This window comes from Burkholderia sp. ABCPW 14 (assembly GCF_001523835.1).
Classification (GTDB): domain Bacteria; phylum Pseudomonadota; class Gammaproteobacteria; order Burkholderiales; family Burkholderiaceae; genus Burkholderia; species Burkholderia mayonis.
Genome location: NZ_LOVS01000192.1, coordinates 56,407 through 78,508 on the forward strand (window position 1 = coordinate 56,407; position 22,102 = coordinate 78,508).

The 22,102-nt window shown below is 68.2% G+C and carries 20 protein-coding genes and 1 pseudogene; 9 read left to right on the plus strand and 12 right to left on the minus strand.

The window, feature by feature from the left end; genetic code table 11:
* Positions 1 to 10: 10 nt before the first annotated feature.
* Positions 11 to 940 (minus strand): ornithine carbamoyltransferase, encoded by a 930-nt coding sequence (gene argF / locus WS62_RS28220; protein WP_066577982.1) that lies wholly within the window; start codon positions 938 to 940, stop codon positions 11 to 13.
* A gap of 413 nt (positions 941 to 1,353) precedes the next feature.
* Here argF and WS62_RS28225 point away from each other — a divergent pair, with 413 nt between their 5' ends.
* Positions 1,354 to 1,677: a DUF3579 domain-containing protein gene (locus WS62_RS28225; protein WP_059473640.1), complete on the plus strand. Its 324-nt coding sequence runs from the start codon at positions 1,354 to 1,356 to the stop codon at positions 1,675 to 1,677.
* A gap of 191 nt (positions 1,678 to 1,868) precedes the next feature.
* Here the strand turns inward: WS62_RS28225 and rpsT are convergent, their stop codons facing one another.
* Positions 1,869 to 2,147 carry a 30S ribosomal protein S20 gene (gene rpsT, locus WS62_RS28230; RefSeq protein ID WP_066577985.1) on the minus strand — a complete coding sequence of 93 codons (279 nt, stop codon included), beginning with the start codon at positions 2,145 to 2,147 and terminating at the stop codon, positions 1,869 to 1,871.
* A gap of 324 nt (positions 2,148 to 2,471) precedes the next feature.
* Here rpsT and murJ point away from each other — a divergent pair, with 324 nt between their 5' ends.
* Positions 2,472 to 4,022, plus strand: a complete 1,551-nt coding sequence (gene murJ / locus WS62_RS28235; protein ID WP_066577988.1) for a murein biosynthesis integral membrane protein MurJ — start codon at positions 2,472 to 2,474, stop codon at positions 4,020 to 4,022.
* 8 nt (positions 4,023 to 4,030) lie between these two features.
* Positions 4,031 to 4,873 (plus strand): SirB1 family protein, encoded by an 843-nt coding sequence (locus WS62_RS28240; protein ID WP_066493634.1) that lies wholly within the window; start codon positions 4,031 to 4,033, stop codon positions 4,871 to 4,873.
* A 212-nt stretch (positions 4,874 to 5,085) separates the two neighbouring features.
* Here the strand turns inward: WS62_RS28240 and WS62_RS28245 are convergent, their stop codons facing one another.
* The 5 genes from WS62_RS28245 to lpxK form a co-directional block, all read right to left on the minus strand.
* Entirely contained in the window at positions 5,086 to 5,844 is a 759-nt protein-coding gene (locus WS62_RS28245) for a 3-hydroxyacyl-CoA dehydrogenase (RefSeq protein WP_066577992.1), read from the minus strand.
* Positions 5,845 to 6,038: 194 nt separating this feature from the next.
* The gene (gene adk / locus WS62_RS28250; RefSeq protein ID WP_066577994.1) at positions 6,039 to 6,701 is read right to left on the minus strand and encodes an adenylate kinase; all 663 of its coding nucleotides are present in this window, start codon (positions 6,699 to 6,701) and stop codon (positions 6,039 to 6,041) included.
* Between the two features lie 211 nt (positions 6,702 to 6,912).
* On the minus strand, positions 6,913 to 7,704 hold the full coding sequence (gene kdsB, locus WS62_RS28255) for a 3-deoxy-manno-octulosonate cytidylyltransferase (RefSeq protein WP_066577996.1): 792 nt from the start codon (positions 7,702 to 7,704) through the stop codon (positions 6,913 to 6,915).
* Between the two features lie 154 nt (positions 7,705 to 7,858).
* Entirely contained in the window at positions 7,859 to 8,065 is a 207-nt protein-coding gene (locus WS62_RS28260) for a Trm112 family protein (protein WP_006024783.1), read from the minus strand.
* Positions 8,046 to 9,074, minus strand: coding sequence for a tetraacyldisaccharide 4'-kinase (gene lpxK, locus WS62_RS28265; protein WP_066577998.1), 1,029 nt, complete (start codon positions 9,072 to 9,074; stop codon positions 8,046 to 8,048). The genes WS62_RS28260 and lpxK overlap by 20 nt, the downstream gene beginning before the upstream one ends.
* 451 nt (positions 9,075 to 9,525) lie before the next feature.
* Between lpxK and xseA the strand changes: the two genes are divergently transcribed.
* Together xseA and sodB are read left to right on the plus strand one after the other, a co-directional pair.
* Positions 9,526 to 10,908, plus strand: coding sequence for an exodeoxyribonuclease VII large subunit (xseA, locus tag WS62_RS28270; protein WP_066578001.1), 1,383 nt, complete (start codon positions 9,526 to 9,528; stop codon positions 10,906 to 10,908).
* A gap of 204 nt (positions 10,909 to 11,112) precedes the next feature.
* Positions 11,113 to 11,691: a superoxide dismutase [Fe] gene (sodB, locus tag WS62_RS28275; protein WP_010102043.1), complete on the plus strand. Its 579-nt coding sequence runs from the start codon at positions 11,113 to 11,115 to the stop codon at positions 11,689 to 11,691.
* 408 nt (positions 11,692 to 12,099) lie between these two features.
* Here the strand turns inward: sodB and WS62_RS38520 are convergent, their stop codons facing one another.
* Positions 12,100 to 12,351, minus strand: coding sequence for a hypothetical protein (locus tag WS62_RS38520; RefSeq protein WP_231748437.1), 252 nt, complete (start codon positions 12,349 to 12,351; stop codon positions 12,100 to 12,102).
* On the opposite strand from WS62_RS38520, the gene WS62_RS28280 reads away from it, so the two are divergent.
* A complete protein-coding gene (locus WS62_RS28280; RefSeq protein ID WP_231748438.1) occupies positions 12,338 to 13,375 on the plus strand; it encodes a hypothetical protein in 1,038 nt (345 codons plus the stop codon). The genes WS62_RS38520 and WS62_RS28280 overlap by 14 nt on opposite strands.
* 498 nt (positions 13,376 to 13,873) lie before the next feature.
* On the opposite strand, the gene chrA is transcribed toward WS62_RS28280, so the two are convergent.
* Positions 13,874 to 15,079, minus strand: coding sequence for a chromate efflux transporter (gene chrA, locus WS62_RS28285; RefSeq protein ID WP_066578038.1), 1,206 nt, complete (start codon positions 15,077 to 15,079; stop codon positions 13,874 to 13,876).
* A 549-nt stretch (positions 15,080 to 15,628) separates the two neighbouring features.
* Positions 15,629 to 16,408: pseudogene (locus WS62_RS28290) on the minus strand (Crp/Fnr family transcriptional regulator); the annotation flags it as partial.
* An 84-nt stretch (positions 16,409 to 16,492) separates the two neighbouring features.
* On the opposite strand from WS62_RS28290, the gene WS62_RS28295 reads away from it, so the two are divergent.
* From WS62_RS28295 to WS62_RS28305, 3 genes are all read left to right on the plus strand, one after another.
* Entirely contained in the window at positions 16,493 to 17,020 is a 528-nt protein-coding gene (locus WS62_RS28295) for an Mpo1 family 2-hydroxy fatty acid dioxygenase (RefSeq protein WP_066578006.1), read from the plus strand.
* 9 nt (positions 17,021 to 17,029) lie between these two features.
* Positions 17,030 to 18,076, plus strand: coding sequence for a 2-dehydropantoate 2-reductase (locus tag WS62_RS28300; protein ID WP_066578008.1), 1,047 nt, complete (start codon positions 17,030 to 17,032; stop codon positions 18,074 to 18,076).
* 146 nt (positions 18,077 to 18,222) lie between these two features.
* Positions 18,223 to 18,828 carry a class I SAM-dependent methyltransferase gene (locus WS62_RS28305; RefSeq protein ID WP_066578016.1) on the plus strand — a complete coding sequence of 202 codons (606 nt, stop codon included), beginning with the start codon at positions 18,223 to 18,225 and terminating at the stop codon, positions 18,826 to 18,828.
* Positions 18,829 to 18,883: 55 nt separating this feature from the next.
* On the opposite strand, the gene WS62_RS28310 is transcribed toward WS62_RS28305, so the two are convergent.
* Together WS62_RS28310 and mdtD are read right to left on the minus strand one after the other, a co-directional pair.
* Entirely contained in the window at positions 18,884 to 20,158 is a 1,275-nt protein-coding gene (locus WS62_RS28310; RefSeq protein ID WP_066493647.1) for an EAL domain-containing protein, read from the minus strand.
* Positions 20,159 to 20,640: 482 nt separating this feature from the next.
* The gene (gene mdtD, locus WS62_RS28320) at positions 20,641 to 22,080 is read right to left on the minus strand and encodes a multidrug transporter subunit MdtD (RefSeq protein ID WP_066578018.1); all 1,440 of its coding nucleotides are present in this window, start codon (positions 22,078 to 22,080) and stop codon (positions 20,641 to 20,643) included.
* Between the last annotated feature and the right edge of the window lie 22 nt (positions 22,081 to 22,102).

Consider the following 22,102-nt stretch of genomic DNA (forward strand, 5'->3'; position numbering starts at 1 on the left):
CGAGCCCGCGTCAGTGATTCAACCGCCCGAGCAGCAGGAACTCCATCAGCGCCTTCTGCACGTGCAGGCGGTTTTCCGCCTCGTCCCACACGACGCTCTGCGGCCCGTCGATCACGCCCGCCGTCACTTCCTCGCCGCGGTGCGCGGGCAGGCAGTGCATGAAGAGCGCGTCGGGATTCGCGTGCGACATCATCTCCGCGTCGACGCACCAGTCGGCGAACGCCTGCTTGCGCGCTTCGTTCTCCGCTTCGAAGCCCATGCTCGTCCAGACGTCGGTCGTGACGAGATCCGCACCCTTGCATGCTTCGTTCGGATCGTCGAACACCTGATAGAACGGCGCGCTTTCCGGATCGACGAGCTTCGCGTCGAGCGTATAGCCGGGCGGCGTCGACAGGCGCAGCTTGAAGTCGAGGATGCGCGCGGCCTGAATCCACGTGTACAGCATGTTGTTCGCATCGCCGACCCACGCGACCGTCTTGCCGCGGATCGGGCCGCGGTGTTCGTAATACGTGAAGATGTCGGCGAGCACCTGGCACGGGTGGTATTCGTTCGTCAGACCATTGATCACCGGCACGCGCGAATTCTCGGCGAAGCGCTGGATGATGTCCTGCTCGAACGTGCGGATCATGATGATGTCGACCATTCGCGAGATCACCTGCGCCGAATCCTCGACAGGCTCGCCGCGGCCGAGCTGCGTGTCGCGCGTGCTCATGAACACGGCATGGCCGCCCAGCTGGAAGATCCCGGCTTCGAACGACAGGCGCGTACGCGTCGAGCTCTTCTCGAAGATCATCGCGAGCGTGCGGTCGTGCAGCGGGTGATAGGTCTCGTAGTTCTTGAATTTGCGCTTCAGGATACCCGTGCGTTCGAGCACGTACTCGTAGTCTTCCAGCGAGAAATCCTTGAACTGCAGGTAGTGACGAATGGTTTTGGCGGTCATGAAACGAAACGCGGCGGACTCACCCGGCGGAGAACGCGCCGGACGGCGCCGCCGTCGGATGTGATAACTCGATGCAGCATAAAGGATTTTTTCCGCTTTGACGAGCCGCGCGCCGCCGCCGCCCGCCGCGCGGGACGGTGCGCTTCCGGTTTCCGGCATGCGTTCGACACGACGCGCGATGGCGCGCTGCGGTATAATTTCGAAGTTTTCTCAAGCCCGGCGGGCAAGGTTCATGCTTGGTCTGCCGGACACAATCGGCCAGGGCGGCGGCTTGCCTGCGCGCGATGCGCCGCAAGCCGGAACGCTCGTTCAGGCGGGCTCGTCGCGGGCCGCCGCGAAACCGCTCCATTGTGTTCGAAGTGTCCAGGCGAAGCTTCGCCGGTGCACTGCTGGGCCGTCACTTGGGTACCCTCATGGCTGAAACTCTCCCGACCGAATATTTCATTCAGGGCATCACGAAAGATGGGAAAAAGTTTCGGCCGAGCGATTGGTCCGAACGCCTGGCTGGCGTGATGTCGTGCTACGGCCCAGGGGCGAGCGGGCCCAATGCCCGCCTTCAGTATTCGCGCTACGTGCGGCCGACGCTGCTCGGCGACCTCAAATGCGTGATCGTCGATGCCCGGCTGCGCGACATCGAGCCGATGGCATTCGATTTCGTGATGAATTTCGCGAAGGACAACAACCTCGTCGTCACCGAGGCGTGCGAACTGCCTGATTACGACAGGGCGCAGAAGTGACGCGATGAGGCGGTGGCGTCGGATCGCTCGGGCGGCAGCCCGGCAAAGCCGACAATCGAGGCATCGAAAGGAGGTGTCGAGAGATGGCCGTCGAAATGTCCTCCGAAGACCCAGCAAAAAAGCCCGCATGAAGCGGGCTTTTTTGTCGATCGCAGAGGAAACAGGGCGCCCGCTTCGCGGGCGCGCCGGATTTACTGCGCAGCTTGCGCTTGCAGGCCCTTGACGGCTGCAGCGAGGCGGCTCTTGTGGCGAGCTGCCTTGTTCTTGTGGACGATCTTCTTGTCGGCGATCGTGTCGATCGTCTTCGACGAGGCCTTGAAGACTTCGGCGGCCTTGGCGTGATCGCCGGCGTCGATCGCCTTGCGGACGGCCTTGATCGCGGTGCGGAATTTCGAGCGCAGCGCCGAGTTGTGCGAGTTTGCCTTCGCTGCCTGGCGGGCGCGCTTGCGTGCTTGTGCGGAGTTAGCCATGACGGTTCCTTATCCTGTCCTGTTTCCAGAGCTTGGAGCCTGACGGCCAAGCGCTGCTTTTCGATTCGACTCCCGGGAGCGATTGCCCGGGAGCGCAAAAAAACGTCGGTTTTAACCGAGGCCGGCCGACACGCTTGACCGCGAAACGACGCTTGGCGACGCACGCAATGCGTATGACAGGCTCAGAAACCGGCAATTATAACAACAAAATCAAACGGGTGGCAAGCGCGTGCCACATCTTGCCGGATCACCCACGCCGGTATGCCGGCCTTTTCCTCAGGCTTACCGGCTGCCGACGCCCCAGGTCCGTATAATAAGCGCCCCATGAATCTATTCCGAGCCCTGCTGACGGTCAGCGGCTTCACGCTGCTGTCGCGCGTGACCGGTCTGGCCCGTGAGACGCTGATCGCCCGAGCGTTCGGCGCCAGTCAATTCACCGACGCGTTCTACGTCGCGTTCCGCATTCCGAACCTGCTGCGCCGGCTGTCGGCCGAAGGCGCGTTCTCGCAAGCCTTCGTGCCGATTCTCGCCGAGTTCAAGAATCAAAAAGGGCACGATGCGACGAAGGCGCTCGTCGACGCGATGTCGACCGTGCTCGCGTGGGCGCTCGCGCTCCTGTCGCTCGTCGGGGTCGCCGGCGCGTCGTGGGTCGTGTTCGCGGTCGCGTCGGGGCTGCGCACGGACGGGCAGGCATTCCCGCTTGCCGTCACGATGACGCAGATCATGTTCCCGTACATCGTGTTCATCTCGCTGACGACGCTCGCGTCGGGTGTGCTCAACACGTACAAGAGCTTCTCGCTGCCCGCGTTCGCGCCCGTGCTGCTGAACGTCGCGTTCATCGTCGCGGCCGTGTTTGTCGCGCCGCATCTGAAGGTGCCCGTCTACGCGCTCGCGTGGGCGGTGATCGCGGGCGGCCTCCTGCAGTTCGCGGTGCAGCTGCCTGGCCTGAAGAAGATCGACATGGTGCCCGCGATCGGCGTCAATCCGCTGCGCGCGCTCGCGCATCCGGGCGTGAAGCGCGTGCTTGCGAAGATGGTGCCCGCGACGTTCGCGGTGTCGGTCGCGCAACTGTCGCTCATCATCAATACGAACATTGCGTCGCGGCTCGGGCAGGGCGCCGTGTCGTGGATCAACTACGCGGACCGGCTGATGGAGTTCCCGACCGCGCTCCTCGGCGTCGCGCTCGGCACGATCCTGCTGCCGAGCCTGTCGAAGGCGCACGTCGATGCCGATTCGACCGAGTATTCGGCGCTCCTCGACTGGGGGCTGCGGGTCACTTTCCTGCTTGCCGCGCCGAGTGCGCTCGCGCTGTTCTTCTTCGCGGAGCCGTTGACGGCGACGCTCTTCAACTACGGCAAATTCGACGCGCACACGGTCACGATGGTCGCGCGCGCGCTCGCCGCGTACGGGATCGGCCTCGTCGGCATCATCCTCATCAAGATCCTCGCGCCCGGCTTCTACGCGAAGCAGGACATCAAGACGCCCGTGAAGATCGCGATCGGCGTGCTCGTCGTCACGCAGTTGTCGAACTATGTGTTCGTGCCGATCATCGGCGCGGCGGGCTTGACGCTCAGCATCGGCGTCGGCGCGTGCCTGAATTCTTTCTTGCTGTTCGTCGGGCTGCGCCGCCGCGGCATCTATCAGCCGTCGCCCGGCTGGCTGCGCTTCTTCGTGCAGCTCGCGGGCGCGTCGCTCGTGCTCGCGGGCGTGATGCACTGGCTCGCGCTCAACTTCGACTGGACCGCGATGCGCGCAGTGCCGTTCGAGCGGATCGCGCTGATGGGCGCCTGCCTCGTTCTGTTTGCTGCACTATATTTCGGTATGTTGTGGCTGATGGGCTTCAAATACGCGTACTTCAGACGACGCGCCAAGTAACGGATTCCATGACTCGCGTTCTCGACTATTTCAGTTCGCTCGTCGCCGAAGACGATGGTCTGCCGCTCACCGAGGCGGCGCTGTCGCTCGCGCAGGACGCCTATCCCGACGTGGACCTGCAAGGCGCGCTGGCCGAGCTCGACGCGCTCGCGGCGCGGCTCGTCAAGCGCCTGCCGCACGGCGCCGGCGCGAGCGACAAGCTCGCGCTGCTGAACGACTTCTTCTTCCGCGAACTCGGCTTCGCGTGCAACCACAACGACTACTACGATCCGGACAACAGCTATCTGAACATGGTGCTGAAGCGCCGCCGCGGGATTCCGATCTCGCTCGCGGTGCTGTATCTGGAGCTCGCCGAGCAGGTCGGCGTGCCGGCGCGCGGCGTGTCGTTTCCCGGGCATTTCCTGCTGCGCATCGCGCTGCCCGACGGCGACGCGATCCTCGATCCGACGACAGGGCGCTCGTTGTCGGAGTCGGAACTCGTCGAGATGCTCGAGCCGTACGTCGCCCGCGCTGACGGCGGCACGACGAGCGTGCTGCGCGCGCTGCTGCAGCCGGCGACCGATCGCGAGGTCGTCGCGCGGATGCTGAACAATCTGAAGGCAGTCTATCTGCAGACGGAACGCTGGCAGCGGCTGCTCGGCGTGCAGGAGCGGCTCGTGATCCTGCTGCCGGGACAGCTCGACGAAGTGCGCGACCGCGGCTTCGCGTATGCGCGGCTCGATTACCTGCGGCCCGCGCTCGAGGATCTGGAGACGTATCTCGGCGAGCGGCCCGACGCGGCCGATGCGACGATCGTCGAGGCGCAGGTCGGCGAATTGCGACAGCGGATGCAGCGCGACGAAGACGATTGATTGATCGACGGGCAGCGGCAGGGGGCTCGACGCCGTGCGCAAACGCAGACGATCGATCGAGCGAGCGGGCGCGACGCGCTTCGAATGTCCGCTCGGCTCTGACCATACGATGTAACGACGCCCGCGAATGCCGATGCATCTCGCGGGCGTTTCTTCGTTCGGCGGGCGATGCGGCGGTGCACGCGCAGCGCCGTTTTCGCACGCGGCCGCTTTTACTTCGGCTGCATCCGGATCGCGCCGTCGAGGCGGATCACTTCGCCGTTGAGCATCGGGTTCTCGACGATCTGCTTGACGAGCATCGCGTACTCGGCCGGCTTGCCGAGGCGCGGCGGGAACGGCACCATCGCGCCGAGCGCGTCCTGCACTTCCTTCGGCATCCCGAGCAGCATCGGCGTTTCGAAGAGGCCGGGCGCGATCGTCATCACGCGGATCGCGTTGCGCGACAGGTCGCGCGCAATCGGCAGCGTCATGCCGGCGACGCCCGCCTTCGACGCCGCGTACGCGGCCTGGCCGATCTGGCCGTCGAACGCGGCGACCGACGCGGTGCTGACGATCACGCCGCGCTCGCCCGTTTGCGTCGGCTCGTTCGCGGCCATCGCGGCGGCGGCGACGCGGATCATGTTGAACGTGCCGATCAGGTTCACGGTGATCGTCTTCGCGAACAGGTCGAGCGGGTGCGGGCCGTCCTTGCCGACCGTCTTCGACGCGGGCGCGATGCCGGCGCAGTTGACGAGCCCGCGCAGCGTGCCGAGCTTCGTCGCGGCCGCGACGGCCGCCTGCGCGTCGTCCTCGCGCGCGACATCGCACTTGACGAACACGCCGCCCAACTCGCGCGCGAGCGCTTCGCCCGCGTCCTGATTGAGGTCGGCGAGCACGACCTTGCCGCCCGCTTCGGTCAAGAGGCGCGCGGTGCCCGCGCCGAGCCCCGATGCGCCGCCCGTGATCAGAAAGACGTTGTCGCGAATCTCCATGATTGCTCCTTCTCCTGGATTGGAATGAATGTCGTTCGAATGTCGTGACGCGCCACGCGCCTTGCGACGATTGTACGAGCGGCCGCCCAAGCGCGGCGCGAAGCGAACGACCGGACGAAAAAAAACCGCCCGGGGAGGGCGGTTTCCTTGTCGTCATGGACGGGCGGCGTGCGCCGCGCTTCGTCCCGGCGTGGTTACTTCAGCGCATCGAACACGCGCGCGCGGATTTCGTCGACGCCGCCGAGGCCGGAGATCTTCCGATACGCGGGCGCCTTCAGGCCGTTCTCCTCGCCGCGTTGCGCCCAGTCGCCGTAGTACGTGATGAGCGGCTTCGTCTGCGCTTCGTACACTTCGAGACGCTTCTTCACCGTCTCTTCCTTGTCGTCGTCGCGCTGGATCAGCGGTTCGCCCGTCACGTCGTCCCGGCCTTCGACCTTCGGCGGATTGAACTTCACGTGGTACGTGCGGCCCGACGCCGGGTGCGTGCGGCGGCCGCTCATCCGTTCGATGATCTCCGAGAACGGCACGTCGATCTCGAGCACGTAGTCGATCGCGACGCCCGCTTCCTTCATCGCGTCAGCCTGCGCGATCGTGCGCGGGAAACCGTCGAACAGATAGCCGTTTGCGCAGTCCGCTTCCTTCAGGCGCTCCTTGACGAGGCCGATGATCAGCGAATCCGGCACGAGCTTGCCTTCGTCCATGTAGGTCTTCGCCTCGACGCCGAGCGGCGTGCCGGCCTTCACGGCGGCGCGCAGCATGTCGCCCGTCGAAATTTGCGGGATGCCGAACTTTTCCTTGATGAAGTTTGCCTGGGTGCCCTTTCCCGCGCCGGGCGCGCCCAACAGGATCAAACGCATGGTGATATCTCCGGTATGTGAATGCTTTGGCGCGAGACGCTATGGCATCGGTTGCGCGGCTCGGCGGTTCTGCCGCAAGCGGGGTCGGCCGGTCTGACTGCGGCGTGTCGGAAGCAACACGCGGCGGCCGGCGAATGACGGCGGGCTTGGAGCGAATCTCGGTGAGCGGCGCGGGCGGATCGCTCGCACAATCGCCTGATTATGCCATGGGTTATTTGGCGCGAGACCGAAAAAGGGCCTGCACCCGTTCGAGATCGGCCGGCGTATCGATGCCGGCTTCGGGCGCGTGCTCGGTGATGAGCACGGCAATGCGCTCGCCGTGCCACATCGCGCGCAGTTGCTCGAGCTGCTCGGCCGCCTCGATCGGGGCTTGCGCGAGCGTCGGATACGTGCGCAGGAAGCGCGCGCGATACGCGTAAAGGCCGATGTGCCGATAGACCGGGCACGTCGGCGCGGGCATCGCGGCGACGTTCGGCCAGTGCGGCAGGTACGCGTCGCGCGACCACGGAATCGGCGCGCGCGAGAAGTACAGCGCAACGCCGTTCGCGTCGAGCACGACCTTCACGTAGTTCGGGTTGAACACGTCCTGCGCGTCGTGCAGCGGGTGCGCGGCCGTCGCGATCGCGCACGACGGATGCGCGGCGAGGTGCGACGCTACGTCGCGGACCAGTTGCGGATCGATCAGCGGCTCGTCGCCCTGCACGTTGACGACGATCGTGTCGTCGCCAAAGCCGAGCTTCGCGGCGACTTCCGCGAGACGGTCGGTGCCGGACGGGTGGTCGGCGCGCGTCAGCACCGCGTCGAAGCCGTGTTCGCGCACCGCGTCGAGGACGCTCTGCGCGTCGGACGCGACGAGCACCTGCTGCGCGCCCGCTTCGCGCGCGCGTTCGGCGACGCGCACCACCATCGGCTTGCCGCCGAGATCGGCGAGCGGCTTGTTCGGCAGGCGGGTCGACGCGAGACGGGCGGGAACGACGGCGACGAAAGGGAGCGGGGAGGTCATCGGACGTGCGCGAAGCGGATAGGGTTCGGAAAATGCGCCCGCCTGGCGAGGCGGGCGGCGGCGTTGTGCCGAGCGCTCAGCGGTTCGGCGCCGGCGCTCGGGCGGAACGACGAAGGCGCGCGCGATGCGAAACGATCGGCGCGCGGCGCGTTCGTCAGCGGCCCTGGGCCGGGCCGGCCGGATCGACCGGCGTGCCTTCGACCGTCTGGCGCGCTTCGTCGACGAGCATCACCGGGATGCCGTCGCGGATCGGGTACGCGAGCTTGTCCGCGTTGCAGACGAGCTCCTGCGCACCGCGGTCGTAGTGGAGCGGGCCCTTGCAAATGGGGCATACAAGGATTTCAAGCAGGCGTGCGTCCACGGAGTTTCTCCACAACGAGAGCGATAAGGCGGGGGTCGAGCGCGGCTTCGACCGGGACGACCCAGATTCGAGCGTCGCGCCACGAAGTCCCCAATTTTACTGCATCCTTCTCGGTGATCAGGATCGCATCGAAATGATCGTCGACGAACGGGTTGTCGGCGAACGCGTAATGGTCGGGCAGCGCGCGCGTCGCGGGCGCGACGCCTGCCGCGCGCAGCGTCGCGAAGAAGCGCTCGGGCGCGCCGATGCCCGCCGCGGCGAGCACGCGCTCGCCCGCGAACTGCGCGAGCGGCTTGCGGCGCGACGGCTGATCGAGGTGCCACGCGTCGCCGGGCGCGAGCGTGAGCGCGAACGTGTCGGGCCACGGCGGCAGTGCGCGGCTGTACGGATCGTTGACGAGCGTCGCGTCGCGGCGGCGCGAAAGCGGCTCGCGCAACGGCCCGGCGGGCAGCAGGAAGCCGTTGCCGCCCAGGCGATGATCGAACACGACGATCTCGGCCGTGCGTGCGAGCCGGTAGTGCTGCAGGCCGTCGTCGCTGACGACGACGTCGACGCCCGGATGCGCGGCCGTGAGCGCGCGCACGGCCGCGACGCGGTCCGGGCACACCCACACGGGCGCGAGCGTACGGCGCGCGATCAGGAGCGGCTCGTCGCCCGCCCGCTGCGGCGGCGACGCGGGCGTGACCGCGGTGGGCGCGACGATCTTCGCGCCGTAGCCGCGCGACACGACGCCCGGCGTGAAGCCCGCGGCGCGCAATGCGTCGACGAGCGCGATCACGGTCGGCGTTTTACCGGTGCCGCCGACCGTCACGTTGCCGACGACGACGACGGGTACGCCGCAATCGATCCGCTCCTTCCAGCTGCGCGCATAGGCGGCGCGGCGCAGCGCGGCGATCGCGCCGAACACGCATGCGAATGGCGTGAGCGCCCATGCGAGCGCGCCGCGGCGCTGCCACTCGCGGGTCAGGCGCGCTTCGGCGCGCGCGAGGAGTCCCGGCTGTGCGTTCATGACGCGAAGCGCGGGGCGCCGCGCAGCGCGGCTGAGGACGGATTCGTCAACACGTTTCTCCGGAAGGCGGCCGGCGGCCGCGCGGTCTTCGAAAGGCGGCACTCTAGCGCGCCGGCCGCGCGGCCGGCAAGTCGCACGGATGCGGCGAGCGGCGCGCGCCGCGTTGTCGCGGATTTGAACGACCTGTGGATAACTCTGTGAAAAACTCCGCGCCGATGCGTCCGGCAGGGCCGTGCGGCGGGCTTCCGGTCGGCGATATGCGCGTCGAATTCTATAAAAAAATGATTGAAATCAAAGGGTTGATCGAAATCATCTGGGGTTTCGAGGAGATTGTTACAATCCCGTCCCCGTTTCCCGCGTGGTGTGGACACTTGCGAGGCCTTGCACGAGCAGCTTGCCGCGCGCGCCGAGGCGGTCTATCGTTGGGCCGCCTGAAATTTTCCGAGCGTCCATGCATTCCGAAACCACCTTCGCCGGCCCCGGGGGCACGCCCGCGGGCGATGGCGTGATTCCCGTGTCCGCGCTCAACCGCGCGATCGGCACGATGCTCGAGCGCACCTTCCCGCTGCTGTGGGTCGCGGGCGAAGTGTCGAACTTCACGCGCGCGGCGAGCGGCCACTGGTACTTCTCGATCAAGGATCAGCAGGCGCAGATGCGCTGCGTGATGTTCCGCGGCCGCGCGCAGCACGCGGAGTTCACGCCGCGCGAAGGCGACAAGATCGAAGTGCGCGCGCTCGTCACGATGTACGAGCCGCGCGGCGAAGTGCAACTGAACGTCGAGGCGGTCCGGCGCACCGGGCAGGGGCGGTTCTACGAAGCGTTCCTGCGGCTGAAGGCGCAGCTCGAGGCCGAAGGGCTCTTCGCGCCCGAGCGCAAGCGGCCGCTGCCGACGCATCCGCGTTCGATCGGCATCGTCACGTCGCTGCAGGCAGCCGCGCTGCGCGACGTGCTGACGACGCTGTCGCGTCGCGCGCCGCACGTGCCGGTGATCGTCTACCCGGCGCCCGTGCAGGGCGCGGGCGCGGCGGAGAAGCTCGCCGCGATGGTCGAGACCGCGAACGCGCGGCGCGAGGTCGACGTGCTGATCGTCTGCCGCGGCGGCGGCTCGATCGAAGACTTGTGGTCGTTCAACGACGAGGGGCTCGCGCGCGCGATCGCGGCGAGCGAGGTGCCCGTCGTTTGCGGCGTCGGCCACGAGACCGATTTCACGATCGCCGATTTCGCGGCCGACGTGCGTGCGCCGACGCCGACCGGCGCGGCCGAGCTGGTGAGTCCGCAGCGCGCGCTGTTGCTGCGCGAGCTGAACGACCGGCAGAACGCGCTCGCGCGCGGCCTGAGACGCGGCCTCGATCTGCGCGCGCAGCAGCTCGACTGGCTCGCGCGTCGAATGATCAGTCCGGCCGAGCGGCTGCAGCGTCAATCCATGCACGTGGGCCAGCTTGCGGCGCGGCTCGCGGCGGCGGGCGCGCGGCCCGTGCGCGACGCGCGTGCGCGCTTCGCGCTCGTGCAACTGCGCTGGCAGCGCGCGCGGCCCGACGTCTCGCAAGCCCGCCAGGTGCTCGCGACGCTCGCGCAAAGACTCGACGCCGCGCTGCAGCGGCGCCACGAGCGCGACACCGCACGCGTCGCCGCGTGCGCGGCGCGGCTCGAGGTGCTGAGCCCGCGACGTACGCTCGAGCGCGGCTACGCGGCGCTCATCGATGCGCAGACGGGCCGCGCGGTGCGTGCGCCCGCGGCGCTCAAGCCGCAGCGCCGGCTGACCGTGCATCTCGCGGAAGGCTCGGCGGACGTGTCGCTTGCCGACGTGCAACCACGTCTTTCGGATACATTCTGATTGTGCGCCGCGTGCGCGGCCCGCAGATGACGCGCGCTTTTCCAGGCGTCGATCGGCGGGCCGCGCACGCCGCATCAACGTCGATTTTTCGGATACGACGGATAAAGGCCCGCGGGTTTGCGGGGTTATTCGGAGTCGCCTACAATCAGGCGTTCCGCGGCATCCAATATTGCCCTCCCTACATACACTTCGAAGGAACCGATCATGGCTCATACGCTCCCGCCGTTGCCGTACGCTGAAGACGCGCTCGCTCCGCACATCTCGCAGGAGACGATCCAGTATCACTACGGCAAGCATCATCAGACCTATGTGACGAACCTGAACAATCTGATCCCCGGCACCGAGTTCGAGAACCTGCCGCTGGAAGAGATCGTGAAGAAGTCGTCGGGCGGCATCTTCAACAACGCCGCGCAAATCTGGAATCACACGTTCTTCTGGAACAGCCTGTCGCCGCAGGGCGGCGGCGCGCCGACGGGCGCGCTCGGCGACGCGATCAACGCGAAGTGGGGCTCGTTCGACGCGTTCAAGGAAGCGTTTACGAAGGCCGCGGTCGGCACGTTCGGCTCGGGCTGGGCGTGGCTCGTGAAGAAGGCGGACGGTTCGCTCGACATCGTGTCGACGAGCAACGCCGCAACGCCGCTCACGACGGCCGACAAGCCGCTCCTCACGATCGACGTGTGGGAGCACGCTTACTACATCGATTACCGCAACGCGCGTCCGAAGTTCGTCGAAGCGTTCTGGAACATCGTGAACTGGGACTTCGCGGCGAAGAACTTCGCGTAAGCGGCCTTCGTCATCTGACCATTTCAGTTCGGAAAAAATCGAGCGATACGTAGTGACAGGATTTCGAATCGGTCTCGAAGAAAAAACCCTCCATCGGAGGGCTTTTTTTTCGCCGTTGACGGGGGCCCACCCTACTTGCGTCACGTTGTCGTTCCATCAGCAGATTGGCCGGTGGTCGTGCATTTTTTCGCCGACGAGCAACGCGCACCCGCTCGCCAGGGGTCGAATCGCAGCGGCCGACCGATGCTCCGTTCACCGTGCGCTTCGCGTGAGCGATTGCGGTTCCATCGTTTTTTAAGGGCGTGGCGGCATACCCGCCGTGCCCGATTTCGCCGGACGGCGGTGTTCGTACCGTCGTCCGGCACATAGCGTGCCGTTGCGTCCGGGGGGGCGCGGTACTTTTCTTTCTTATTGGAAAAGGCAGATAGACACCATGGCACTTTCACGAGGCACTCGGACCTTGATCGGTGCGGCGCTTTGCGCATCCGTTACCCTGATGACCGCCGCTTGCGGCGGCTCGGACGATTCGGGCGGCGCGACGAGCGCCAGCATCCTTAAATCGCCGCACGGTTCGAGCACATCGAGTGGTTCCGGCAATACGAGCGGCACCGGCAGCACCAGCACCCAGAGCACGATGGCGCTGCAGATGGCGAACTTCATCCTCGCGCAGCAGGACATCAACGGCGCGATTCCCGACGAGGCCGACTCCGGCACCGCCAACACGGACTCCGACATGGAGTACGCGTTGATCGGCCTCGCCGCTGCCTACGGCGCCACGCACGACGCCAAATACCTGACCGGCCTCGAAAAGGGCATCGCGTGGCTGGCCGCCCGCGAGGAGATGACCGATCCGAACTGGAAAGGCAGTTGGCGCTACGTGTATTCGATGACGCCGCCGTACAATCCGATCCCGACGTCGCCGGGCACCGGCATTGCCGACGTGCGCGGTGTCGATGCGACGTCCGCGCTGTTCGCCTACCTGCTGTACCTCGACCGTCAGCTGACCGGCAGCACGGCGCTCGTGACCCAGTACGGCGCCAACGCGCGTGCGGCACTCGACTTCGTCCTGGCGAAGAACATCAACCCGAGCGGCTACTCGGGCAGCTCGTGGCAACTGCCCGTCGGCAGCACCACGTGGCAGTTCTGGCCGTACGAGTACGCGGCGGACCAGGGCGACGTCTATCTCGGCATGAACGCGGGCGGGCTGCTGTTCCCGGACAATCCGAACTACGCGGCGAAGGCGTCCTTCCTGAAGAGCAACGTGCCGTCGCAGTTCTACATGGCGAACGCGCAGCGTTACTCGGTCGGACGCGACACGGGCGCTCCGCTGGATTCGGATCTCGGCATCGACACGATCTTCCCGCAGGGCTACCTGCCGTGGGTGTTCGGCGCGAATTCGCAGAGCATGGGTTCGATCCAGTGGATGATCAATCAGACGGCCGCCGACGGCAGCATTCGCTCGCCGTCGACCGATCCCGCCTACGCGCTCTCCAACGTGATCCTGCTGCTCGGGGCGCCGACGCAGGGCATGCAGGCGCCGTCGACGACGCTGCCGTGGATCGTGAACAACGTGCTCGATCCGCAGACGTACGGCATCCACGATTACCCCGGCTCGCCGGACCAGGAGTTGAACGTCTCCGGTTTCGCGGTCGCGGCGCTGCTCGGGACGAAGGCGTTCCCCTGAGCGGGACGTGAGTCCGGCCGGTAGCGTCGAGCGCCGGCCGGATTCCGCCTCCGCCGCCGCCGGATGCGCCCGCGAGGGGCGTCCGGCGCGCCCGCGCAGCCGGCGACGGCTGCGCGGGCGACTCGGGGCGACTCGGGGCGACTCGGGGCGACTCGGGGCGACTCGGGGCGACTCGGGGCGACTCGGGGCGACTCGGGGCGACTCGGGGCGACTCGGGGCGACTCGGGGCGACTCGGGGCGACTCGGGCCGGCCGGAGGCGGATGCGCCGCCTCGCTCGAAATCGGCGAGCGTGGTGGCGACAAGCATCGACGTATCCGACGATTCGGGACGCGGGTCGCGTGCAATGTTCAAATTTCGTCCGGCCCGCTGCTCAGTCGGGCGGGCGCTCGATGTTGAAACCGAGCGTGCCGCCGTTGCCGCGAGACGGTAATCGTCGAGCGTTCGATAGCCGGCGGCGATCCGGTCGCCACGATGGGCCGACGGCCGGTGACGCCCGATCACGCAGTCACGACAACCCACCCCGCGATGCACGCGACGACGACCACGATCCACGGCGGCACGCGCCAGAACGTCAGTGAGACGAAGCCGACGAGCGCGAGCACGAAATCGGCGGGCGCGCGGATCGCGCTCGTCCATACCGGCTGATAGAGCGCGGCGAGCAGCAAGCCGACCACGGCCGCATTGACGCCCGCGAGCGCGGCCTGCATCCGCGCGTTCTGTCGCCAGCGCTCCCAGAACGGGATCGCGCCCGTCACGAGCAGGAACGACGGCGCGAAGATCGCGACGAGCGCGAGCGCGCCGCCGATCCAGCCCGACGGCGCATCCTTCATCGATGCGCCGAGAAACGCGGCGAACGTGAAGAGCGGCCCGGGCACCGCCTGTGCGGCGCCGTAGCCCGCGAGAAACGCCTGATCGCCGACCCAGCCGGGCGCAACGACGGACGCCTGCAGCAGCGGCAGCACGACGTGCCCGCCGCCGAACACGAGCGCGCCTGCGCGATAGAACGCATCGACGATCGCGAGCGCATGGCTGCCCGACGCGCGCGCGGCGAACGGCAGACCGATCAGCAGCGCGCCGAACAGCACCAGAAAGACCGCGCCGGCGCGGCGGCCCACGGAGATCGGCAGCGGGTCGTGCGTGCCGTCGCGCGCCGGATCGACGTGCAGGAGCCCGATGCAGCCCGCGCCCGCGATGATGGCGAGCTGCGTCCACGTCGACGGCGCGACGAGCGCGATGCTCGCGGCGATGGTCATGATCGTCACGCGCCGCGCGTCGGGGCACAGGTTGCGGGCCATGCCCCAGACGGCTTGCGCGACGACGGCCGCCGACACGATCTTCAGTCCGTGCAGCGCGCCCGGCGCGAGCGTGTGGCCGGCCGCGCCGGCAACGCCGTACGCGAACAGGATCATTGCGAGCGCAGACGGCAGCGTGAAGCCCGCCCACGCGGCGAGCGCGCCCGCATAGCCCGCGCGCGACAGGCCGATCGCGATGCCGACCTGGCTGCTCGCTGGACCGGGCAGGAATTGGCAGAGGCCGACGAGATCGGCGTAGCTGCGCTCGCTGAGCCAGCGCCGGCGGACGACGAATTCGTCGCGGAAGTAGCCGAGGTGTGCGATCGGGCCGCCGAACGACGTGAGGCCGAGTCGCAGGAACACGAGAAAGATCGGCCAGGCGCGGCCGTGGGCGGTGCGGGATTCGGGCATGTGGTGGCGGCTGCGCGCGTGCGTGCGGACGGAGGACGATGCGCGATGATAGCGGACGCGCGTGGGCGTCGGCGGAACGCGCGGGAATGGTTCGGTGCGAAACGCGAGCGCGCCGTGGGACGGGCGTGAATACCCTTGTCGCGGGCGGCTCGACGAAAGCGAGCGATCGATGCGCACGAAACGCACGAAACGCACGAAACGCACGAAACGCACGAAACGCACGAAACGCACGAAACGCACGAAACGCACGAAACGCACGGAACGCACGAAACGAACGGCACGCGTGTTGCGCGCTCTGCTTCGACGTTCCGCATCGCAGTCGTCATGGTTTGCCGCAGTGCGCGCAAACGAGCGTGCGCATTGCGCGGAGAAGGGCATCGACGACGGCGCACGTTCGCGCGGCTGTCGCCGCCTGCGTGACTACGGACGGCTGCGGGATGCGCGCGATGTATCCGCGCCGCTTGCGTCGCCAGTGGCGTCCACATTGCCGGAAGCCCGTGCATCGCCTTGTCCTCGGCCGCCGCCACGCGCGACATCGTCGACGCCGTGCGCATCGCTCGAACCGTGCGCGCCGCCGTCCGCGCGATCCGCCGCACGATCCGCCGCACGATCCGCCGCACGATCCGCCGCACGATCCGCCGCGCCGCTCGCCGCCCGCAGCGCGTCCAGATCGACGATCTCGATTTCGCCGACGTGCAGCTTCACGACGCCGCGCGCCGCGAGATCCTTCAGCAACTGGTTCGCGGTCTGCCGCGACAGCGACAGCATCGCGCCGAGCCGCTCCTGCGACAGCTTGATCCGCCGATGCCGCGCGCTGATCCCGCCGTAGCCGTCCGCGATCATGAGAAGCCGTGACGCGAGCCGCTGCGCGGCGGGCATCAGGGTCAGCGCCTCGACGTTCATGAACGACATCCGCAGCTTTTGCGCCATCAGGAGCGCAAAATGTCGCCAGTAGCGCGGCGTTTCATCGAGCAATTGCTGCAGTGCGGCTTGCGGGACGTGTATCAGCAGCGCGTCCTCGAGCGCGATCGCGTCGTGCGTGCGCGGCAGCTCGTCGAAGAGCGCGATTTCGCCGAACCACGTCGTCGGCTCGGCGACCGTGAGGAGCGCCTCCTTGCCGCTCGCGTCGACGGCGCCCACCGACAGCGCGCCGCTCAGCACCGCGTAGAGCCCGCATGGCGCGTCGCCGCGGCGGAACAGGATCTGGCCCGCCGCGAGCCGGCGCTGCGCCGCCGCCGCGACGAGCGCATCGCGCAGCTCGGCGGGCAGCGCGCCGAACCACGGATGCGCATCGAGCTGGGATCGGTAGGGTTCGAAAAGCGGATGCATCGGCGGTTGCGGTGTCGGGTAGCTGACAGAGAAATCGTCGCGTGACGGGCATGATAGCGCGCACTCGCATCAGGAGGAGACACGATGAAAACCTTGGTCGATCAACTCGCGCAGTACGCGGCCTATCACCGCGATGCGCGCAACATCGCGACGCATCTGGTCGGCATTCCGATGATCGTCGTCGCGGTGACGGTGCTGCTGTCGCGGCCGGCGTTCGGCGTCTCGGGCGCTTTCGCGCTCACGCCCGCGGCGCTCGTCGCGCTCGCGGCGGTGATCTTCTATCTGCGGCTCGATCTGCGTTTCGGCGTCGCGATGGCCGTGCTGCTTGCGCTGAGCCTCTGGGCCGGCCGCGCGCTCGCCGCGCAGACGACCGCGCTGTGGCTCGGCGCCGGGCTCGGGCTCTTTTTAGTCGGCTGGGTGATCCAGTTCGTCGGCCATTACTTCGAGGGGCGCAAGCCCGCGTTCGTCGACGATCTGGTCGGGCTCATCGTCGGGCCGCTGTTCGTCGTCGCCGAAGTCGCGTTCTTTGCCGGGCTGCGCGGCGAAGTGCGCGACGAGGTCGAGCGGCGCGTCGGGCCGGTGCGCGTCGGCGCGCGCAATGCGCGCGTCTGATCCGCGTCGATGGCGACGATCTGCATCTATGGCGCGGGCGCGGTCGGCTGCTACATCGGCGGCCGGCTGCTCGCGGGCGGCGCGGACGTCGCGCTGATCGGCCGCGAGCGGATCGGCGCCGAACTGCGCGCGCACGGTCTTGCGCTGTCCGATTACCGCGGCCGCGACGCGCGGGTGCCGCCGTCCGCGATCGCGTTTTCGACGAGCGACGTCGCGGCCGCTACCGCCGAGCTCGTGCTCGTGACTGTGAAGTCGGCCGCGACGCCCGCCGTCGCCGCCGCGCTTGCGCATGTCGCGCGGCCCGACGCGGTCGTCGTCAGCTTCCAGAACGGCATGCGCAACGCCGACGCGCTGCGCGCGGCGCTGCCGGGCGCGACCGTGCTCGCCGGAATGGTGCCGTTTAATGTGATCGCGCGCGGCGCGGGCGGATTTCATCAAGGCTCGGCGGGCGACCTGCAGGTCGAGGCCGCGCCCGCGCTGCGGCGTTTCACGGACGCATTCGAATGCGCGGGACTGCCGCTCGTTCAGCGCGCGGACATGTGCGCCGTCCAATGGGCGAAGCTGCTGCTCAATCTCAACAACGCGATCAACGCGCTGGCGAACCGGCCGCTGAAGGACGAGCTTTCGGCGCGCGGCTATCGGCGTTGTCTCGCGCTCGCGCAGACGGAAGCGCTGCGTCTGCTCGCCTATGCGGGCGTGCGTCCGGCTCGGCTCACGCCGCTGCCCGCCGCGTGGGTGCCGCGATTCCTGAGCATGCCGGACGCGCTGTTCGCGCGGCTTGGCCGGACGATGCTCGAAATCGATCCGCTTGCGCGCTCGTCGATGTCGGACGATCTGGCTGCCGGGCGGATAACCGAGGTCGACTGGATCAACGGCGAGATCGTGCATCTTGCCGAGCGGCTCGGGCGCGCGGCGCCCGTCAACGCGCGCCTCTGCGCGCTCGTGCATGACGCGGAGCGTGCGGGTGCGCGGCCGGCGTGGGGCGGCGACGCGCTGTTCGCCGATTTGCGCGCGGCGGCGCGGGCGGGGAAGGTGGTCGCCGAGCGGCGGGCGTAGCGGGCGGGGCCGTTCGAGCAGGTCGCTGCGCCGTCGTCGACGCGCGGCGCTCGCCTGGGCGGATCGCCCGCCGCGATTAACATGGCGTCAGCGCGCGTTCGCGCCCCGCGCACCACGGCGCGCAACCGTCAACCGAGGAGACGACGATGGACCGCACGACGCTCGACGTGTACGACCGCCACGCGGCCGACTATGCGCGCGAATGGCACGAACAACCCGCGCCCGACGACATGTATGCGCTGCTCGAACGCTACTTCGAGCCCGGGCCGACCGTCGACGTCGGCTGCGGCGCGGGCCGCGACGTCGCGTGGCTCGCGAGCCGCGGCTTCGATGCGTGCGGCTACGACGGCAGCGCGTCGCTCGTCGCCGAAGCGCGGCGCAGCCATCCGGCGCTGCGCTTCGAGCAGGCGCTGCTGCCCGAACTCGCGGGCGTGCCGTCCGGCGCGTTCCGCAACGTGCTGTGCGAGACGGTGATCATGCATCTGCCGAGCAGCGACGTCGACGCGGCGCTCGCGCGGCTCGTCGCGCTGCTCGCGCCGGGCGGCACGCTGTATCTGAGCTGGCGCGTGACCACGGGCGACGCGCAGCGCGACGGCCGCGGCCGTCTCTACGAAGTCGTCGACACGCCGCGCGTGCACACGGCGCTCGGCGACGCATGCGAGGTGCTGTTCGAGCACGAGCAGGTGAGCGAGTCGTCCGGCAAACGCGTGCACCGGCTCGTCGTCAGGAAGGACGCGCGCGCGGCCGGCTGATGCCGGCTGCGCGCGCGATCGGCGGAGCAGCGGGGGCGGCGCAGGCGCGCCTCGTCTAGTCGCGGTGCGCGGCCGCTTCCCAGTTGATGTCGACGCACAGCACCTGCATGCCTTGTGCGGCGGGCGTCGCGATCGACGCCGTCACGCACAGGTGCGCTTCGTTGATCGACAGATAGGGCGGCGTGAAATGCACGCGCCCCGGCACCCGCATCGCCTCGATGAAGTACGGCCGGCGCTCCCAGCTCGCGCCTTCCGAATGCAGCAGCGGGCTGAAGCGCTTCGCGCGCTGCGACGCGTGGACGCGCGGCAGCACGTTGTCGCCGATCTGTCGGCCCGACGCGTCGAGCAGGAAGCAGCGCGCCGCCTCCGGCAGCTCGAGCAGGTCCTTCGACGCATCGGTCAGATTGCGGCCTCCGCGCAAGAGCGCGCCCGCCTGCAGCAGTGCCGCGACGTACGGCGCGAGGCGCGCGTCCTGCGCGCGCGCGCGCTCGGCGACGCGCAGCCGCAGCGCCGCAGACAGCGTATCCATGATTCCCGCCGCGACCTGCGGCTGCACCGGCTCGACGCTCGGTCCGGCGAAGTACTGCCCCTGCACGAAATCGACGTTGCATTCGAGCGCGATGAGCGCCTCGCGCTCGGTCGTGATCCCGCCCATCAGCACCAGTTGCCCCGATTCGTGCAGCAGCGACACGAGGCCTGGCAGCACGCGCTCAAGATGCGAATGCTCGCTCGCCTGCGCGAGGATTCCGCGATCAAGCGTGACGATGTCCGGATGCAGGTGCCAGACGCGATCGATGTTCGAGTGCTTCGCGCCGAAGCCGCCGAGCGCGATCAGGAAGCCCGCCTTGCGCAGCCCGTCGACGATCGCCGCGAAGCGCGGCGTCTCGCCGCCCGCCTGCTCGGGCACTTCGAGCACGACGCGCTGCGGCGGCAGCCCGAGCGTCTTCAGGTTCGCGAGGAGCGCGTCGCCGTAGACGGTGTCCATCAGCGCGGCCGGATGCAGGCTCAGGAAGAGCCATTCGTCGTGGCTGTCGAACGTATGGAAATTGCCGAGATGCAGCGATTCGGCGAGGCGGCCGAGCTCGAGCAGGTCGCCGCGGCGCGCCGCCTGCGTGAACACCTCGTGCGACGGCACCTGGTTGCCGTGCGAATCGTGCGCGCGCAGCGACGCGTGGTAGCCGATCGCACGGCGATGCGACACCGAGAAGACCGGCTGGAACACGCTGAATACGGTGTAGTCGCCGTACAGCACGGTGCGCCGGTTGCCGTCGTCACCCGCGATCGGGCGCGGCGACTGGAAGCTTGGGGGATCGATGTCGATCATGCTCATGATGTCGGCTGCTTGAGAACCGTCAGTTTACCTACAGAATAGGCGAGCAAGAACCGTGCGCAAAAAGCCGCCCCGGCGTGCCGCCGCATCGCGCGCGGCGCGGGGTTCGTGCACCCGCGTGGTGCGCCGCGCTTCGCGGTGGCGCGGGAGCAGGGTGCGCGGACGTCGGGCCGATTCTCCGGGGCGCCCGCGAACGGACGCCGGGCGGCGGCGGAGCCGGCCGCGCTGCGACAATCGGACTCGGACTCGGACTCGGACTCGGACTTGGATTCGGATTCGGATTCGGATTCGGAAGCGAGCGCCTTTGATGCGAGCGCCTCTCGCGCGAGCGCGCTTTACGCCGGCACCGCGACGCCAGCGTAGCCGTGCGTCGGTCCGGCCCGATCTGCGCCGAACACCCGCGCACCGGGCGGCCGCCGCGAGCACGCCGCCGCCGCGGCGCGAGCCGCATGTCCGTCAGTCACGCGCCGGTCACATCCGCGTCACGCGCGCTCGGACGGATCGGTCTTGCGCCGCGCGGCGCCGCGGATGTCGGGCGACAACTGCGCGAAGATCCATGCGGACGCGGCGGTGATGATGCCGACGCAAACAAACGTCGCATGAAACGCGGGCAGCGAGTGGGTCGGCGTGACGCTCGGCATCATCCCGGTGAAGGTCGCGAGGAGTGCGCCTGCAACCGTCACGCCGAGGCTCATCGACAGCATCTGCACGAGCGAGAACAGGCTGTTGCCGCTGCTCGCACCGCCCGTGCCGAGATCCTTCAGCGTCAGCGTGTTCATCGCGGTGAACTGCATCGAGTTGAAGCCGCCGAACAGCGCGAGCTGCGCGATCTTGAGCCACGTCGGCATCGTGTCGCCGATCAGCGCGAAGCTCGCCATCATCAGCCCGACCATGATCGTGTTCGCGAGCAGCACCTTGCGATAGCCGTGGCGCGTGATGAGCACCGTGATGATCCGTTTCGAGAACATTCCCGCGGCCGCGACAGGCAGCATCATCAGGCCCGCCTCGAACGCGCTGTAGCCGAGGCTCACCTGCAGCAGCAGCGGAATCAGGTACGGCATCGCGCCGCTGCCGATCCGCGCGAACAGGTTGCCGAGCAGGCCGACGCTGAACGTGTGGATCTTGAAGAGCTCGAGCGAGAAGATCGGCTGCGGCGCGCGCACCGCGTAGAGGCCGTACGCGACGAAGCACGCGAGGCTCAGGATCAGCAGCACGAGCACCATCGCGTGCTGCATCCCGAGGTCGGCGAGGCCGTCGAGCGACAGCGAGATCGCGATCATCCCGATCGTCAGCAGCAGATAGCCCTTCAGGTCGAAGCGGCCCACGGCCGGATTGCGCGCGTCGGTCATCGAGTAGAACGTCGCGATGCATCCCGCGATGCCGACCGGCACGTTGATGAGGAAGATCCAGTGCCAGGACGCGATCTTCACGAGCCAGCCGCCGAGCGTCGGGCCGATCAGCGGGCCGATCAGGCCCGGAATCGCGACGAACGACAGTGCGGGCAGATAGCGCTCGGCGGGGAACGTGCGCAGCACGGCGAGGCGCCCGACGGGCAGCAGCATCGCGCCGCCGATGCCCTGGATCACGCGGAACGCGACGAGGAGCGACAGCGTATGCGCGTTCGCGCACAGCAGCGAGCCGAGCGTGAAGATCAGGATTGCGCTGAAGAACACGCGCCGCGTGCCGAACGTATCGGCCAGCCAGCCGGACACGGGGATCATCACGGCCATCGTCAGCGAGTACGCGATCACGACCGACTGCATCCTGAGCGGCGATTCGCCGAGGCTTGCCGCCATCGACGGCAGCGCCGTGTTGACGATCGTCGCATCGAGGGTCTGCATGAAGAAGCCGGTGGCGACGAGCCACAGCATCACGGTCAGCGATTTCTCGCTGGGGGAGACGGCGGGCGGGGCTTGGAGCATGAAGGCGAGGCGCGGCGAGCGC